The sequence below is a fragment of the Micromonospora sp. NPDC002411 genome (genome assembly GCF_053592955.1).
This window is the reverse complement of sequence record NZ_JBSFBM010000018.1, coordinates 1-14,717: the sequence shown is the minus strand read 5'-3', so window position 1 is coordinate 14,717 and position 14,717 is coordinate 1. Positions and strand designations below refer to the sequence as shown.

At 70.6% G+C, this 14,717-nt stretch carries 16 protein-coding genes and 1 pseudogene; 8 read left to right on the top strand and 9 right to left on the bottom strand.

Annotation, left to right across the window (positions count from 1 at the left end):
• Window positions 1–5 precede the first annotated feature (5 nt).
• The gene (locus ACWCO3_RS04410; RefSeq protein ID WP_145779791.1) at window positions 6–638 is read right to left on the bottom strand and encodes a TetR/AcrR family transcriptional regulator; all 633 of its coding nucleotides are present in this window, start codon (window positions 636–638) and stop codon (window positions 6–8) included.
• A gap of 59 nt (window positions 639–697) precedes the next feature.
• On the opposite strand from ACWCO3_RS04410, the gene ACWCO3_RS04405 reads away from it, so the two are divergent.
• From ACWCO3_RS04405 to ACWCO3_RS04395, 3 genes are all read left to right on the top strand, one after another.
• Window positions 698–991 (top strand): antibiotic biosynthesis monooxygenase, encoded by a 294-nt coding sequence (locus tag ACWCO3_RS04405; protein ID WP_450008438.1) that lies wholly within the window; start codon window positions 698–700, stop codon window positions 989–991.
• Between the two features lie 108 nt (window positions 992–1,099).
• Window positions 1,100–2,086 carry an SEC-C domain-containing protein gene (locus tag ACWCO3_RS04400; RefSeq protein WP_450008436.1) on the top strand — a complete coding sequence of 329 codons (987 nt, stop codon included), beginning with the start codon at window positions 1,100–1,102 and terminating at the stop codon, window positions 2,084–2,086.
• Between the two features lie 35 nt (window positions 2,087–2,121).
• Entirely contained in the window at window positions 2,122–2,595 is a 474-nt protein-coding gene (locus ACWCO3_RS04395) for a nitroreductase/quinone reductase family protein (protein WP_450008434.1), read from the top strand.
• Here the strand turns inward: ACWCO3_RS04395 and ACWCO3_RS04390 are convergent.
• The 4 genes from ACWCO3_RS04390 to ACWCO3_RS04375 all read right to left on the bottom strand — a co-directional run bounded on the left by ACWCO3_RS04390 (window position 2,546) and on the right by ACWCO3_RS04375 (window position 4,526).
• Window positions 2,546–3,013 (bottom strand): hypothetical protein, encoded by a 468-nt coding sequence (locus ACWCO3_RS04390; protein WP_450008432.1) that lies wholly within the window; start codon window positions 3,011–3,013, stop codon window positions 2,546–2,548. The genes ACWCO3_RS04395 and ACWCO3_RS04390 overlap by 50 nt on opposite strands.
• Complete coding sequence (locus ACWCO3_RS04385; protein ID WP_145779786.1) at window positions 3,013–3,459, bottom strand: hypothetical protein; 447 nt, start codon at window positions 3,457–3,459, stop codon at window positions 3,013–3,015. The genes ACWCO3_RS04390 and ACWCO3_RS04385 overlap by 1 nt, the downstream gene beginning before the upstream one ends.
• 339 nt (window positions 3,460–3,798) lie before the next feature.
• The gene (locus ACWCO3_RS04380; protein WP_088949318.1) at window positions 3,799–4,062 is read right to left on the bottom strand and encodes a DUF6244 family protein; all 264 of its coding nucleotides are present in this window, start codon (window positions 4,060–4,062) and stop codon (window positions 3,799–3,801) included.
• 245 nt (window positions 4,063–4,307) lie between these two features.
• Window positions 4,308–4,526 carry a winged helix-turn-helix domain-containing protein gene (locus tag ACWCO3_RS04375; RefSeq protein WP_124822494.1) on the bottom strand — a complete coding sequence of 73 codons (219 nt, stop codon included), beginning with the start codon at window positions 4,524–4,526 and terminating at the stop codon, window positions 4,308–4,310.
• 286 nt (window positions 4,527–4,812) lie between these two features.
• Between ACWCO3_RS04375 and ACWCO3_RS04370 the strand changes: the two genes are divergently transcribed.
• Genes ACWCO3_RS04370 through ACWCO3_RS04355 form a run of 4 tightly spaced genes read left to right on the top strand, consistent with a single transcriptional unit; the run spans window position 4,813 to window position 6,884 of the window.
• On the top strand, window positions 4,813–5,034 hold the full coding sequence (locus ACWCO3_RS04370; protein WP_145779785.1) for a hypothetical protein: 222 nt from the start codon (window positions 4,813–4,815) through the stop codon (window positions 5,032–5,034).
• Window positions 5,031–5,801, top strand: a complete 771-nt coding sequence (locus ACWCO3_RS04365) for a hypothetical protein (RefSeq protein WP_450008428.1) — start codon at window positions 5,031–5,033, stop codon at window positions 5,799–5,801. The genes ACWCO3_RS04370 and ACWCO3_RS04365 overlap by 4 nt, the downstream gene beginning before the upstream one ends.
• Window positions 5,798–6,298 (top strand): hypothetical protein, encoded by a 501-nt coding sequence (locus ACWCO3_RS04360; RefSeq protein WP_450008426.1) that lies wholly within the window; start codon window positions 5,798–5,800, stop codon window positions 6,296–6,298. Before ACWCO3_RS04365 ends, ACWCO3_RS04360 begins: the two co-directional genes overlap by 4 nt.
• Window positions 6,299–6,347: 49 nt before the next feature.
• The gene (locus ACWCO3_RS04355; RefSeq protein WP_358051531.1) at window positions 6,348–6,884 is read left to right on the top strand and encodes a hypothetical protein; all 537 of its coding nucleotides are present in this window, start codon (window positions 6,348–6,350) and stop codon (window positions 6,882–6,884) included.
• A 72-nt stretch (window positions 6,885–6,956) separates the two neighbouring features.
• Here ACWCO3_RS04355 and ACWCO3_RS04350 read toward each other — a convergent pair whose 3' ends face one another.
• Window positions 6,957–7,616, bottom strand: coding sequence for a hypothetical protein (locus ACWCO3_RS04350; protein ID WP_423437246.1), 660 nt, complete (start codon window positions 7,614–7,616; stop codon window positions 6,957–6,959).
• Between the two features lie 249 nt (window positions 7,617–7,865).
• Here ACWCO3_RS04350 and ACWCO3_RS04345 point away from each other — a divergent pair, with 249 nt between their 5' ends.
• The gene (locus tag ACWCO3_RS04345; RefSeq protein ID WP_450008457.1) at window positions 7,866–10,403 is read left to right on the top strand and encodes an NACHT domain-containing protein; all 2,538 of its coding nucleotides are present in this window, start codon (window positions 7,866–7,868) and stop codon (window positions 10,401–10,403) included.
• Here the strand turns inward: ACWCO3_RS04345 and ACWCO3_RS04340 are convergent.
• The 3 genes and pseudogenes from ACWCO3_RS04340 to ACWCO3_RS04330 form a co-directional block, all read right to left on the bottom strand.
• Entirely contained in the window at window positions 10,393–11,928 is a 1,536-nt protein-coding gene (locus ACWCO3_RS04340; RefSeq protein WP_450008423.1) for a hypothetical protein, read from the bottom strand. The genes ACWCO3_RS04345 and ACWCO3_RS04340 overlap by 11 nt on opposite strands.
• A gap of 158 nt (window positions 11,929–12,086) precedes the next feature.
• Window positions 12,087–12,938 carry a hypothetical protein gene (locus ACWCO3_RS04335; RefSeq protein WP_358165206.1) on the bottom strand — a complete coding sequence of 284 codons (852 nt, stop codon included), beginning with the start codon at window positions 12,936–12,938 and terminating at the stop codon, window positions 12,087–12,089.
• Window positions 12,935–14,623: pseudogene (locus tag ACWCO3_RS04330) on the bottom strand (FtsK/SpoIIIE domain-containing protein); the annotation flags it as partial. The gene ACWCO3_RS04335 and the pseudogene ACWCO3_RS04330, both read right to left, overlap by 4 nt.
• Window positions 14,624–14,717: the final 94 nt, after the last annotated feature.

Genomic DNA, 14,717 nt, shown 5'->3' with positions numbered 1-14,717 from the left:
CGCCGTCAGGTGACGCAGAGCTGGGCGCTCAATGTGGCGAAGCTCCACTCCGCCCAGCGCTGCGGCGACCAACCCCGCTCCCGTACCAGAAGCAGATAGAGCTCCGGGCCGAGAAGGGCGTAGAGCACGTCGGCCGCCTGCGCGACGGACACGTCGGTACGCGCGCCCGGCTTGCTCATCAGCGACGTCGCCGCGGCTTCGTGCACTACGTACCGAGGGTCGACTCCCCGAGGCCAGATCGCGGCGACCTCGGCGTCCGTGGCGACGGCGGCATCGAGCATCCGGATGATCGGCGCGACCCGGTCCAGCACCACAGCGGTGCCGTCCACGTGCGCCCGCAACTGCTCCTGGGCCGTCCCGGCGGCCATGGCGGCACGGAACCACTCGCGGTCCATGGTGGCCACCGGCTCGTCGTCTCCGGCCACTGTGACGTCGACCAGCTCCTTGAGCAGCGTGCGCTTGTTGCCGAAGGCGAAGTAGATCGTCTGCACCGCCACCTGGGCTGCCGCCGCCACGTCCTGAAGATTCGTCGCGCCGTAGCCGCGCTCGACGAACAACTCCCGCGCGGCCGCCAGGATCCGCTGCCGGGTTTGTCGCGCCTTCTGGCTGCGTAGTCCCGAGCCCTTGACATCGCTCATGCGGGAGATTATCTCTAGAACAAGTCACTAGAAGTCAACTCTAGAGAGGAACTACAGCGATGTCTCTGCTCGTGATCACACGGTTCAGCGCCGACCCCGCTCACGCCGAGCAGGTGCCCACGCGCCACGCCGACCTCGTCTCGGCCACCCGGGCGGCCGTCGGCGGCCCGATCGAGGCCCGCCTCGGCCGCGTCGACGACCGGCAGTGGGTGGGCGTGTGGCGGTGGGAGTCGGCCGAGCAACTGGCGGCGGCACGGGAGGCGGCACCGGGCAGCCCTGCGGCCACGGCGGCGTTCGCGCTGGTCGACGACCACCCGACGGCCGAGGAGATCCAACTCGTCGACGAACGCTGATCAGCCGACGGAACCCGGTGGTGGTCGGCCGCTCCGGCTCCACCGGGTGCGACCGACCCGGGGATAGGCTGACCACTCCCGCCCGTACGCCGTCTCCAGGATGTGTCCATGCCCGAACTGTTGACCGCTGACCGCATCGACGAGATCGGCGTCCTGGGCGTCAGGAGCCCCGACCCGGCCGCGCTCGTCGCCGAACTGGTGGGCGCTGTCGACGAGGGCCGGGTCGCGGACCCGGCCGACACCGGGTACGCCCTGCTGGTCGCCGCGGACATCCTGGAGCAGGCCGGTGACCGCGCCGACGCGCTCGCCCTGGCCACCCGCGCCATCGCCGAACAGCCTGACGAGGACGCGTACGCCCGGGCGGTCCGCGGCGGCCTGCTGCTGCGCCTCGGCCGTTCCGACGAGGGTCTGGCCGAGCTGACCACGCTCCGCCCGCTGCTGGAAACCAGCCCCGACGCCACGTACCTGATCGACGAGCTGGTCGAGTCCGACCACACCGAGACGGCGCTGGAGTGGCTGACCGGGGCACTCGACGCGATCCTGGAACGGACCCGCACCCAGCAGCACGAGTCCGAGGACGCCCAGGACGAGGCCGCAGCCATGATCTTCGGCCTGACTCAGCGACGGCACGACCTGCGTGCGGAACTGGGCCTGCCGCACGACGAGTACGACAACCTCGCCGACCGGTTGCGCGCCGCGAGCGACCACGCGCTCGACGCCCTGGACGACGGCCCGGCGACGCTGCTCTTCTGGCCAAAGGCGGAGTTCGATGCGCTGCTGGTGCGGTGGCCGGCGCTCGCCGAGACCTACCCGCCCACCTGGGACGAGCACCGCGCCCAGACCGAACGAGCGTTCATCGAGGCCTCCGGGCTGGGCGGCACCGACCTGGGCGTGGTCGCCGGCACGGTCGCGGGCCTGGCGGCCTTCGCGGAACGCGCCGGCAGCGATCCCACCGAGGAGGAAACCCTCGACGAGTACGCCGACAGCCTCGACGAGGCCGGCGTGACCGCCTGGCCACCCGGCCGCAACGACGCCTGCTGGTGCGGGTCGGGTAGCAAGTACAAGAAGTGCTGCCTGCCCCGCTCGCGCGGCTGACGGCAGCCCGTCGTAATTTCCGAGGAGGCAATGCCGTGACCGAGCAGGATCAGCACGAAGCAGTCGAGGACAGCCCGGTCGGCTGGGTCGCCAGCCACATCCGACGCTACGTGCAGACCGACGGCGCGGACGGCGGCACCTTCCACGGCGTACCCTCGCTGCTGCTCACCACCCGCGGACGCCGCACCGGCACGCTGCGGCGCACCGCCCTGATGTACGGACGCGACGGCGACAACCACCTGCTGGTGGCGTCCAACGGAGGCGCGGACAAGCACCCGGCCTGGTACCTGAACCTGAGCGCCGACCCGACCGTGGAAATCCAGGTCGACGCGGAGCGGTTCGCCGCCAGAGCCCGGACGGCGACCGCCGAGGAGCGCGCCCGGCTGTGGCCGGTGATGACGAAGGTCTTCCCGACGTACGCGCGCTACCAGAAGGGCACCGAGCGGGAGATTCCCCTGGTCATCGTCGAACGCACGTCGGCGAAGCCGCAGGGCTCTCGGGCGCGGTGATTCCTTGGGTGACTGCCCGCAGGGTGTCCGTGGTGAAACGCTCCTGATCGACCAGCACGTCGACGGCGACACCGGGCGCCGCCAGCCAGAACGCCTCAGCGGCACCGATGAGACCAGAGCTGTCGACATGCTGGAATTCGGTCAACTCCCAATCCGCAGGATCACGCTCGTGATACTCGGCCAGGAAGTCGCGTAGCTCGGCGAGAGTTCCGAGCCGCTCACCCCGGAGCACGTGCACCCGCAGGTCGACCCGATGGCCGTCCTCAACCTGGCGCTCCCAGACACGAGTGGCGAAGCTGACGTCCTCCCACTCGGAGGCGAAGTCCGAAACCAGGTCCCCGATGCCCGATGGCAGGTGGCCGATGTGGAAGCCGTCCAGGTCCCCACCGTCGCGGGCATCCGAATCAGGCGCGCCCATCAGCCGGCCGCCTCAATCGCCGCCTCCACCTTGTCCAGATAGTTGAACCACCACTCCCCCTCGTCCTTCGGGCGCAGCGACAGGAGACTCGCCGCCACAACGAAGGCAAGAACGACTGCGCTTACGGCTGGCAGCACTCCCGACAGCGGTCGGCCGGTCAGCACGGCACTGAGGAAGGCTTCGACTTCGCCACCGGTCACGGAGCTCCAGGCCTCGGCCTCGGCAACCTCGGCGGCCAACTCCTGTACTTGTTGTGGTGATGGTCTTCCCGCGCAGATGTCAGCACTGACGAAGGCAGAGATTGCGACGAGCAGTTCCATGGCCGACCGCCGCGTTGGCTCGTCGGAGAACATCTTCAGTGCCTCGTCAAATTCGCCCGGCTGCCGCTTGACGGCCCAGTGCAACGCGTCGCGGACGAGCTGCTCGATTCGCTCATCGATCTTCAACTGAACCTCCGTCGTTGTGCGACCTCGCCTTGTAAGCCTTGAGGGATCCCCAGGTGGCTACCGCCCCGAGCACGACGCCGGCTACTGCCTTCGGCAGAGCTGGCAAGAACTCTGAAACGGTCGCCCACGCTGTCGCCGCCGATGAACCACCAACAGCAATCGCCTCTGGGCTGACCTTTTTCCGCCGTGTGGGCGGAGGCGCCTCCCGGTCCTCTCGACTCCGTGCCTCGCGTCGTCCGTCGCGGTCGGCCATTGCCGGCTTCAAGCGCGGAACCGCAGGCCGCAAGGTGATGTCCGCCGCTGCGGGTGGTTGGTGGGTTGCGCTGCCACCACCCGTTGTCAGTTTCCCAGCGCTCGGACCTTGGCGATCGTCTCCTGGACGTGCTGCTTGGCCGGGTCGCCACCCTGGGACGCCTGCGCCAGCGCCTGGCGGTACGCGTCAATCATGCCGACCAGCGGACCCGCAGCCACACCTTCCAGGGCACCAGCGACGAGTGCCCGCGCTTCGGCTGCGTCCTGTGCCGCCGCTGCGGTCTTGGCCTTCGCCTCGTCCAGCTTCTGCGACGCCGCCGCCAACCTCGCGATGATCTGTGCTGCGCTCACGCGCGCCTCCCCGTGGTCGACCATCGCCTCCACCACCGCACCGGCGGAGACCACCTGGGAGCGTACGAGATCCGCGCACCCAGCGCGACCGCCCGCTCGCTCAATCGTCACCTCGTCGACGGAAGTGGCGGACGAGACGTCGACTGGGTGCGGCAACGGGTAGATCTTGGACAGTTTCCGTTACTCATGAACGGAAACTGTCCAAGATCTGGGGTAGACGCCCCACATTCGGGCTCGCTCAGCGGTCAGCGCTCAGCAACGAACACGCCGAGGCCGTGAACGCCCTGCACCCAACCCTGCGTCTGAAGGACCAGGATGGCCTGCCGAACGACGGTCGTCGAAACGCCGTGCTGAGCCTTGAGCTGCACGGTGGACGGCAACTGGTCCCCCGGCGCGAGCTCTCCTGACTCGATTTGGCCCCGGATGTGGTCCGCGAGCCGCTCCCACTTTGGTTTGACGGGCATATGGACTCCCAGGTCTGCCCCGTCATTTGATCACGCGCTACTACTCGTGACAAGTAACGTTTTGTCGTGCTTGCTATCCGTGACTAGTTGTGTAAAGTTCGAAACGGCTGGCTCCCAGGTCTGCAAACCGGAGCTGGTCGTTCCCACCGCGCAGAGAGCGTCCGGTCGGTCGGTCCCCCCTTCCGGCCGGGCGTGCCGGGGTGTGCCCGCACGCCACCCCACGCCATGCCAGCAGCACCCAGCAACGCCATGAACAGCAAGGAGTACGACCCGACGGGAGCCTCCGATGCCCGATCGACCCGACGAATCCCCCACCGAACCACCAGCCGCACCCGAACGACGCTCTCGCCTCGTCTCCGCGCAGGACGTCGAAGACGCCGACGATGTCCTGTTCGCTCATCCGCCGCGCGTGGTGCGTCGCTGGCTCTGCGAGTGCGGAGTCGACTACCCCTGTACGGATGTGCGCTTCGCCCTTCTGGTGAAGTCCAGCGCCGAGGCGGGCGAATGAGCACCGACACCGTGGACGACTTGCGTGACGCCTGGTTGGCCACGATCTCCGCCGCCGACCGGGCCGGCGCGCACCTACATGGGGCGGGGCCGCTCGGCCGACGGTTGCCCTGGCAGGACGCCGTCACGGAGTGCTGGCGAGCGTTGAGTCTGGTCTACGCCGGCCTGGCCGCGAGCACGCGACCGCCGGGAACCTCGGCCAGGCAACCGCCGGGAAGCTTGAACACGCGGTCACCGGGCACCTCGGCCAGGCGATCGCAGGAAGGCTCGGACACGCGATCGCCGGGAAGCTCGGTCGGTGACCTGCTCGCCGGCCTGCGTTCCGCTCGCGTCGACGCGGATCGGGCCGTCGCGTTGGCCGCCCGTGTCCGCTGGCGGTTGGGTGTGGCCGAGGACCAGCTTCGGCGTACCCGAATCGTGGCGGACGCGGTCGCGGCCCGGCAGTTCACGGCGGCCATCACCCGGTTGGACCTGGTCGGTGCCCTGCTCGCGGTCGGCGGCCGCCGGATCGACCAGGCGGTGGCGGCGCTGATCAAAGTGCTGGCGGCACCGCCGGGACGCAGCGGTGGCACCACGACCAGCGGCGACGCCCACCGGGCGGACAGCACCACAAGCGACATCCGCAACGCCAGCGACACCCGCGACGCCGACAGCGACAGGGTCCGCGCCGAGCAGATCGCCTGCGGCTGCCACGCGGCGAGTGCCCTGGTGGCCAGGAGACATCGACAGCGGAGGGCACGCATGATGATCAGGGGGCGACGATGGTGACCGATCCGCATGCGGCGCTACGAGGCCTGCTGACCGGGCGGCTGCGGGGCCACGAACGGCGGTTACGTCGGTTCACCGAGCGGGACTGGCGGCGGTACGGTGATCTGCTCGCCGGTGCGCTGCTGGTGGCGGTACGGCGGCGGTTCGTCGCGGGGCAGGATCGGGCCCCGGTGATCCGGTTCGTGGCGTCCGCGCGGGAACGTTACGACGCCGGCGGGCACGACGTCGATCCGGTGTTGGCCGAGGCGCTGGTCTGGGCGGCACTCGGCGAGCGCCAACCGGTGCCCGACAGCGCGGCGGCGGTCGTTGCCCGGACGGTGCTGCTGCTCGGACTCCTTGAGGACGAAGGTCTCACCGACAGCGAACGCGACGAGATCCTCGCTGCCGCCGCGCAGGCCGTCGACGCATCGACGCAGGACGCCGAACGGCAGGAGACCGACAGGACGCGGATCCGGGACCGGGTTCGCGGGGCGGTGCCGGGGCGGGAAGCGCCGTAGACTCCGCAGCCGGCGAGGGTGATGGCCAGCGCGGGATGGGGGCGGCGACGTGACACCTGCGGGCACGCCCAGCAGACCGCCCGGCCGACGTCGGTTGGCTCTCGCCGTCGGGTTGGGCGGTGGTCTCGCGCTGCTGCTGGCCCTCCTGCTCGCTATTCCGCAGGTGACCGGAGACGGTTGGGGCTTGCGCGACAGGCCCACGCCCACACCGGCATCGTCACCGCAGAGCCAGGTCAGCCGGGACTGCGTCGTGCACCTCAAGGGCCAGGAGGCAGCGGCGCTGTTCCTGCGGGACATCCCGGCGGACCGGTGGGGAGACCCGGTACGGGGAACTGTTTCGACGTTCAGTGAGCCGTACGTGCTCTGGCTCTTCGACGCCGAGTGCCAGCCTCACCGGGCGATCGAGATGCCGCCGCGTACCACTCGGACGTTCACTGCCCAGGTGGGCCAGGTCTGGTACTACGCCGAAGCGTCAGCGAAGCAACCCGGCGACGGCTGCACCTGCCGCGTCTTCGGTTTGTCCACCACGGAGCAGGAGTTCAGCGACACCGGACGCCTCAGTTACCACAGCGAGCAGCCGGGATAATCGACACGACATCGCCGCAGTCGAGGCATCCCCAGAATGCGGACCAGCCCTGACTGCGACGACAACGGTGGATCACGCCGCTGAGGGCGGCCCGTTCTGCACCCGGTTGATCAGGTCGTGCAGTGGCTTGGTGCCACTGCCGACCATCACACCGGTCACGATGGCGTCGATCCAGATCGCCACCCCGTTCCAGTCAGCGCCTGCGACCGCGTGCAGGATGTAGAACCCGCCGGCGCTGGACGCCACGGTGGCCAGCCCACTCGCAAGGCCCCACGCGACGACCGTGCGGTTCGCCTTGGCCCGCGCCACCGTCGCCGTGGCCGTGGCGACCGCCTCGCGGTCGGCCTCGGTCGGGCCGTCGGTCCGGGCGTCCACCTCGGCCACCGCTCGTGCCAACGCGGCCTCGGCGGCCCGTCCGGGCAGCCAGCGTGAGAACGGTTCCAGGATCCGTTCGACAGCCGCGGCGAACACCAGGAGGGTGAGGAAGACAGCCGTGGAGTCCTCCGGCTGGATCTTCGCGGCGGAGATACCGCTACGCCAGATCGCCCAGGCGGCGACAGCTCCGGCGGCGATCAGCCCGAACCCTGCGAGCACCGCCCCGGGACCGGCCTGCTGCGACGCCGCGACGACGGTCAGCCCCGACTCCTGATCGGCTCGTGGCGTGGCCGCCTCGGCTGTCGCACTGTCCCGAACGGATTCCACCTCGACGGTGGTGGACGCCTGTCCCTGCACTGTCCTGCCCAACCTTTCGACCTGCCGTTCGCCGAGACGTCTAGGCGTGAATCTCGCGATCCCGAACGACTGCGCACCCACGGCGCTCGGGCGGGGAGATTACGGCACCAATGTGGACGCTGTGGTGCCCGGGTGTGCGGCGCGCTACAGCGCCCGACGGCGACTTCACAGCGAACAGAACAACCCCGGTGAGTCGTGACCGCTCAGTAACGCTTCGTGACAGGAATGGCGCACCATTGGTACGTGGACATGCTGGAGTGGCTGGGGGCGGTGCTCGAATGGATCCAGAAGGTGGATCCGCTGATGAGCGCTGCGGTGACCGCAGTGGCGTTGTCGGGCTGGGTGGTGCGACGGATGGGGCAGCTCCGACGTGGTGCTCCGGAGGAGCGGTACCGCCGGTGGTTCGTCGAGGAGTACCAGGTGTACAACCCGTACCTGGCGGCACCGGAGACACTGCGGCTCGAACGGACCCTGGTGCCGTTGTTCGTCACCGAGGACGGGCAGCCGGACCGTGCCGCCGACGCCGCCGAACGAATCGCCGACCGGGCCGGGCACGTCGTGCTCCTCGGTGACGCCGGGTCCGGCAAGACGACGACGCTCAAGGCGTTCGGGATCGCGGCGCTGGGCGGAGTCGACGGTCGCAGTGGGACGGGCCGGGACCGGGAGGTGCCGTTCCTGGTGCCGGTACGGCTGCTGCGTGGGGTCGTGCAACCCGGGGCGCTCACCGACTACATCCTCGCCATGCTGCGGTCACAGAAAGGGCTTGCCCTGACCAGGGAGGAGGCCGACCAGTTCCTCGCCCAGGTGTTGCAGCAGCGCCGCTGCGTCGTGTTGCTCGACGGGCTGGACGAGGTGACGCCGACGACGTACGCGGCAGTGCGGGACGAGGTGTACCGGTTCCTCAGCGACCACACACCGGAGCTGCCCACCGCCAACGCCCGGATCGTGATCACCTGTCGGCGGCTCACCTTCCTGCGGATCGCCGAGGACTGGCAGGCGGAGCGGTTCGGAGCACACCGCAGCTATGCGCTGGCGCCGCTGCGGGACACCGAGATACTCGCCTACCTGCGGGCCTTCCCGGACCGGTTCCCGGAGGTCGACGGGCCACAGCGGTTCATGCAGCAACTCCGCTCCTCGGGCACGTTGGGCCTGCACCGCAACCCACTGGTCCTCTCGATGTCGGTGGGCCTGTACGCGGGCCGGAAGTTCCCCGCCATCGCGCACTCCACCGCCCGGCTGTACGACGAGATGATCGACGAGATGCTCGGCCGGCACAGTTTCCGGGCCGACGGCCTCACCACCGGTGTGAACGAGTTCGACCAAGCCGACAAGCTGCGGGTTCTGCGGGAGTTCGCGCTGCGGGCGGCGCTCGGCCCGCAGGGGTTCGGGCCGTTCAGCCGGCTGGCGCTCGTCGAGTTCGTGTCCGCGACCGGGGACCGGCTCCGGCAGACCCTCCACGGCCGGGCCGGCGAGTTCGTGGACGAGATCATCGACCGGTCCGGGCTGCTCAGCCGGGTCGCCGACGGGCAGTACGAGTTCGTGCACCGCTCGCTGCAGGAGCACCTGGTCGCCTCCGAACTGCTCCGCCAGGGCGACGACGGCCTGCGACTGCTGCGTGAGCGGGTGATGGAACGCGAGTGGCGTCGGGTGGTGCTCTTCTACACGGCCGTCGCGGACCAGTCGGTCGTCACCGACTTCATCGGGGAACTGGCCGAGATCGACCCGGTGCTCGCCTGCGCCTGCCTGGCCGGGGCGGACTGCCTCAACCCGGTCGGGTTCGCCGTACTCGATCGGATGGCCGAACCACTGCGTGACCCCGCGCCGGCGGTGATGCTCCCCGCCCTGGCAGCGGTCCTGAGCGCCACGGCGTCCCCCCGCGCGGCGATCCGCGACGCCGCCCGGGAACAGGCGTTCACCTGGCTGACCAAGGTCGCGGGAGGAGCGGACGCGGCGGACGCGCTCGGGGGCACCCACGAGACGCTGCTCGACGTGATGACGATGCTCGTGGAACGGCTGGGCGAGAGCTCGGTCAGCCGCTCCATGGTCGTCCGCCTGGTCGCCGTCGTACCCGACGATCCGCGGTTCGTCGAACCGTTGTGGCGGTGTCTGCGTACCGCCGAGGGTGCCGCCGCCGACGACCAGTCGCTCGTGGCGCTGGTCGACCGACTGCTCCGGCTCGCCACCGACCCGGCGTGTTTCGCGGCGTTGCAGCGCCAACCGGCCGCGCACCCGAGGTTCGCCACCGCGCTCCTGCGGCAGCAGGTGTACCCGTTCCGGCGCGGGCTGGACCGACAGTCGAACCTGGTGACGCTGCTGTGCTGGGCTCAGGAGGTCGGGCTGGCAGCGCCGGACATCAACCGCTTCCTGGCGGCCAAGGCCACCGACCCGGCCCGTTGGGCGAGCCTCGAAGCGGACTGGCGTCACCAGTCCGCCTCGGCCGTCGTCCCGGTGTTCCGGGCGCAGCGGGTCGACCGGCACCGGGCCGAACGGGCGACTGGCGCGATGCTGGCAGTGCTCTCCGTCGCGGCGCTCGTCGCGGTCGGGTGGGATCTGGCCCGAGCACGTGGGGTGCTGAGCCCGGTCGTCGGCGGCGCGATGGTCGTGCTGGCGGCGGCGGAGCTGGGGTTGGCGTTGACCATGCTCGGGTTCCAGCCGCAGGGCGGGATGCGCAGGGTACGGCTGTGGCGGCCCAACGAGTGGGTAGACGCCTACGAGGACCCGCGCAGCCGACACTGGCTGGTGCCCGACGCGGGCGACGGTCGGCCCGCTGGCGGCGTCACCGGGTGAGGTACGGCGCGACGTCGGCGGGCAGTCGGGGGCCGGTCCGGCCGAGTTGCCGGTACGCCACGACCTTGCCGGTGGCCCGCCCGTCGCCGTTCGCCCGCAGGCCGAACGACAGGGTGCCGGACGCGCCGTGGACCTGGTGCGCCAGCGCGAGGTTGCCGAACTGGGTCTGCACGTCGGCGACGCCCGGCACGCTGTTGCCCAGGGCGGCCACCCGGATCGCCCGGACGGCGCTCGCCACGGCGTCGTGGTGCATCATCGCGTACCCGTCGTTGAGGGAGTCGTCGCGGAAACCCGCGTCGCGGTGCGCCTTGAGGAAGTCCGCGAAGCCGTCCGGTGTGCCGGGTCGGTTGGCGACCCAGGCCGGCGCGTCCGCCGAGGAGGCCCAGATGACCGACACGTTGGCCTCGTCCAGCAGACCCACCTGCTGGGGCGTGAGCTGGAAGCCGGTGGCACCGACCATGATGGTCAGCGGATGTTTGCGGCAGCTCCGCACCTTGAGCGCCTCGGCGAAGCTTGGGAAGTCGGCGACGCGGCCGGCGAAGAACACCGTGTCTGTTTGCAGGCGTGGGTCGACGACCGCGTTGCACAGGTTCAACACCACCGGAGTGAAGACGTTCGGGGTGGCGGGACTGTCGACCGTCCCGCCGTTGAAGGGAGGCGATCCGGTCTTGATGTGATCCTTCAGCACCTCGGTGAACGCCGCCGTCAATGTCCGCGGGTACGGGTCGTCGTTCTGGTCGGCGACGATCATGCCGCTGCGCAGGGGCAGCACGTCGCGCTGTTTGTCCAGGAGATCCTTCAACGCCAACGCGTAGTCCATGTTGCTCGGTGACACGCTGTGGAACGTCGGGTACGAGACCGCGTTGAAGTCCGTCGCCGAGGTGACCGCCCCGACCATCGGGATGCCGACGTCCCGCGCCGACAGCTTCGCCGCCACGTCCTTGCTGCCCTGGAAGCTGGAGCCGAGACCGACGACCGCGACCAGCGGGTTCTCGGCAGTGCGCAGGGCCACGATCTGGTCCACGAGCTCGACGTGGAACGGCTGCCGACTGCCCTGGTTGACCAGTAGCAACTGCACGGCAGGCGCGTTTTTGTCGCCGAAGGCGGACGAGCTGTTGGCCCTCTGCAGGGCCGCGTACGCGCCCTGCAGACTGAACCTGATCTGGTCGAGGGACATCGCCGAGGCGGCCGGCGGGCGGGCCACGCTCAGCGGCACCAACAAAACGATCCGGACGTAGCGCGAAGAGCTCTTCTCGACCTCTCGGTTAACGGCCATAATTTTGTCGGCGACCGGCCTTATTGCGGGATCCAGCGTGGCACTGTCGGTTATCGGACCAAGGCACTCGTCCGTTTCCGCAGTCAATATCCCCGGGCAGGCATTCGCGGTCGCGGTCGGCCTACCAGCTGGCGATGGATCGGGCTCGCGCTGCTTGAGGACGAGCACGCCGACGAGCGCGAGCAACGCGAGGGCAATCACCCCGGCGAGCACGAACCGTAGAGCATTCGTTCCGGCCCAACGAATCACCGGACCTCCTCATCGCGCGCGAACTGCGTGTCTGGACATCGACTATAACCACAGCCACAACGCCCGACTCACCCTGAAGCTCACGTGAATAATTCACGCGTGTGTCGCGGTCAACACGGTCGGAATCGGACCAGCAGAAATGACAGAAATCGCAGGGATCAGCGCAACCCGCGCACCAGCAGCAGGTAGGCGCAGTAGGCCATCGGCACCACCAGGAAACAGATCAGGAACCCGAGCGGCAGATACCGCGGCGGGGTGCCGGCCACCATGGCGGGTCGCCCCCACCGGCCCAGCACCAGGTACCCACCGAAGAACGCCACCGCCGGCAACCCCGCGCAGATCCACGCGCCGAGGGTGAACCCGTCGACCAGACCGACCCCGGAGGCGAGCACCAGGGCCAGCACCAGCACCCCGGCGGCAGCACCACACCCGGCGTAGACGGCGACCGCCCGCGCCAACGGTGACCACGTCGGTAGCAGCGCCGGTCGCTGGGCCAGCACCTCCGCCTGCTGCCCGTGCCGGTCGGCCTCGTCGGCCATCCGCCGGGCCAGCTCCAACTCGACGGTCGGGTCGACCGCCGCCGCGCGCTGCGCCGGCACCCCGACGCCCGCCGGGCTCACCGCCGTCGGCAACGCCAGCCGAGCCTCCCCCGCCAGCAACTCGGGGTACGCCCCGAACCCCACCTGCCCCGGCGCGCCGGCTGCGCCGGCGTCTCCCCCGTCCCCGGTCCCGGGTGGGGTGGACGGGGCCGATCCGGCGCTGGACGGTGGTGTGGAAGGGGCCGACCCGACGCTGGACGGTGGGCCGGGTGGCGGTTGGTCGATGCCGATCGCGCGGCCGAGCTGGTCGAGGCGGTGCCCCTGGGCGGTCAGCCGCTGCTGGAGGTAGTCGACGGCGGCGTGCAGGTCACGGCGGCGTGCGGCCTCGGTGGCGGCGTGCTGTTCGCCGGCGCGGCGCTGCTCGGAGAGCTGTCGGGCCAGCGCCGCGTACTCCTCGAAGGACACTGTCACCGCTCCCCGTCCGGTTCGTGCCCGTCGCCGGCGAACGGGACGATCAGCCGGGTGCGCTGGTCGTGCCGGTCGATCAGCAGCGCCCGGTCGGAGCGGGGCGTGTAGGCCAGGTCGTGTGTCCCGAGGTGCAGGGCCAACTCGGGACCGGGCACGTTGAGGGCGACCAGGCAGGCGATGTCGTCGCGGTTCTGGGTGCCGCCGAGGTCGTCGGCGAGGCGTCGCAGCCCGCGCCACCATCCGAGCAGGTGCACCCCCTGCCCGGGGCCCTGGCGCAGGAGTTCGCGCAGGTCGTCCAGGCCGGAGCGGAACGTGCCCGGGTCGGTCGCACCGAGAACAGGCGCGGCGGCGTCCATACCGAACACCACCAGGTACTCGCGACCGTCGGGCTCACCGGCCAGGGTGGCGATCCGGTCGCGCAGCCCGGCCGCGTCGAGACGCGACACCTGGTGACCGGCCGCCCGGAGGACGGCCTCGGTGTCGTCGGCTACCGGGTCGGCGGCGGTGACCAGGGAGGCCACCTGGAACCGGGCGTGACCGGGAGCGTGTTGGCGGGCCAGACTCACCGTCGCGGCGCGCAGCACGTCCGCGCCGGTCGGCGCGGTGCCCACCACGGCGAGGTGCCGGCCGGGGGTTGCGTCCATCAGGAACAGGGCGGTCGTGCCGTGCACGTCGACGGTACGGCCGACCAGGGCCATCGGGCGCCGGCCGCCGGGACGCAGTCCGGCGAAGGTCGGGTCGTTCTCGACCCGCGCGGCCTCGTACCCCTTGAAGACCGCCGGTGCCCGCGAACCCGGCGGACGGGCCTGCCACAGCTCGTGGCGCAACGCGGCCAGGTCAGCGGCGGCGGCGTGCGCGTCGGGGAACCGCAGCACGGTGTCGGCGCCGACCGCGCCGGCGGCGGTGTTGACCACCGCGGAGCCGATCGGCAGGGCCGCGGCGGCGTCGTTGAGCTGGTCGAGCACCCCACCCCCGCCAGGCAACGCCACCCGCAACGCGAACTGCCCGAAGATCGCCTCGGCCCGACCGTAGAGGGCCTCGATGCCGGTCATGCTCTGGCTGGCCAGCACCAGGTGGATGCCGTACGAGCGGCCCTTGCGGGCCAACTCCTCCAGCAGGTCCACGGATTCGCGGGCCAGCGCGTCGTTGCCGGCCAGCAGCACGTGGAACTCGTCGACGACCGCCACGATGCGGGGCAGCGAATTGTCCCGGGGCAGGTCGGCGAGCTTGGTGACACCGTGCCGCTTGAGCGCACCGGCCCGGCGTTGCGCCTCCCGGCGCAGCTCGCGCAGGACGGCGAGGCCGTACTCGCGGTCGGATTCGATACCGACGGCTCGGGCGTGCGGCAGCCAGGACGGGTCCCGGCCGGTGGGCACGAACTCGGTGAAGCTCACGCCCTCCTTGAAGTCGAGCAGGTAGAGCTGCAACTCGGCCGGCGAGTAGCGGGCGGCCAGCCCGTAGAGGACGTCGAGGAGGAAGACGGTCTTGCCCGCGCCGGTGCGCCCACCGACCAGCCAGTGCGGGGTGGCGTCGTCGAAGGCCAACGTCAGCGGGGCGGTGCCGGCCCGGCCGATCACCGTCCGCAGACCGTTGCCGGCGGACTCGGCCCACCGCCGCTCGGGCAGCAGGTCGGTGAAGGGCAGCGCGTCGGCGCGTCGGGTGGCGGCCCCGAGGTGCTCGGCGAGCGCCGGTTCAGGAAGCGACCACCGCCGAGACAGGAGCGCCACCATGAGACACCGCATCGTCGTCCTCGGAGCCGGCTACACCGGAGCCATCGCCGCG

Coding starts and splice junctions, on each gene's coding strand:
- ACWCO3_RS04370 (WP_145779785.1), top strand. CDS start 4,813: ATGCCCGATCGACCCGACGAATCCCCCACCGAACCACCAGCCGCACCC.
- ACWCO3_RS04345 (WP_450008457.1), top strand. CDS start 7,866: ATGCTGGAGTGGCTGGGGGCGGTGCTCGAATGGATCCAGAAGGTGGAT.
- ACWCO3_RS04365 (WP_450008428.1), top strand. CDS start 5,031: ATGAGCACCGACACCGTGGACGACTTGCGTGACGCCTGGTTGGCCACG.
- ACWCO3_RS04405 (WP_450008438.1), top strand. CDS start 698: ATGTCTCTGCTCGTGATCACACGGTTCAGCGCCGACCCCGCTCACGCC.
- ACWCO3_RS04400 (WP_450008436.1), top strand. CDS start 1,100: ATGCCCGAACTGTTGACCGCTGACCGCATCGACGAGATCGGCGTCCTG.
- ACWCO3_RS04375 (WP_124822494.1), bottom strand. CDS start 4,526: ATGCCCGTCAAACCAAAGTGGGAGCGGCTCGCGGACCACATCCGGGGC.
- ACWCO3_RS04410 (WP_145779791.1), bottom strand. CDS start 638: ATGAGCGATGTCAAGGGCTCGGGACTACGCAGCCAGAAGGCGCGACAA.
- ACWCO3_RS04390 (WP_450008432.1), bottom strand. CDS start 3,013: ATGGGCGCGCCTGATTCGGATGCCCGCGACGGTGGGGACCTGGACGGC.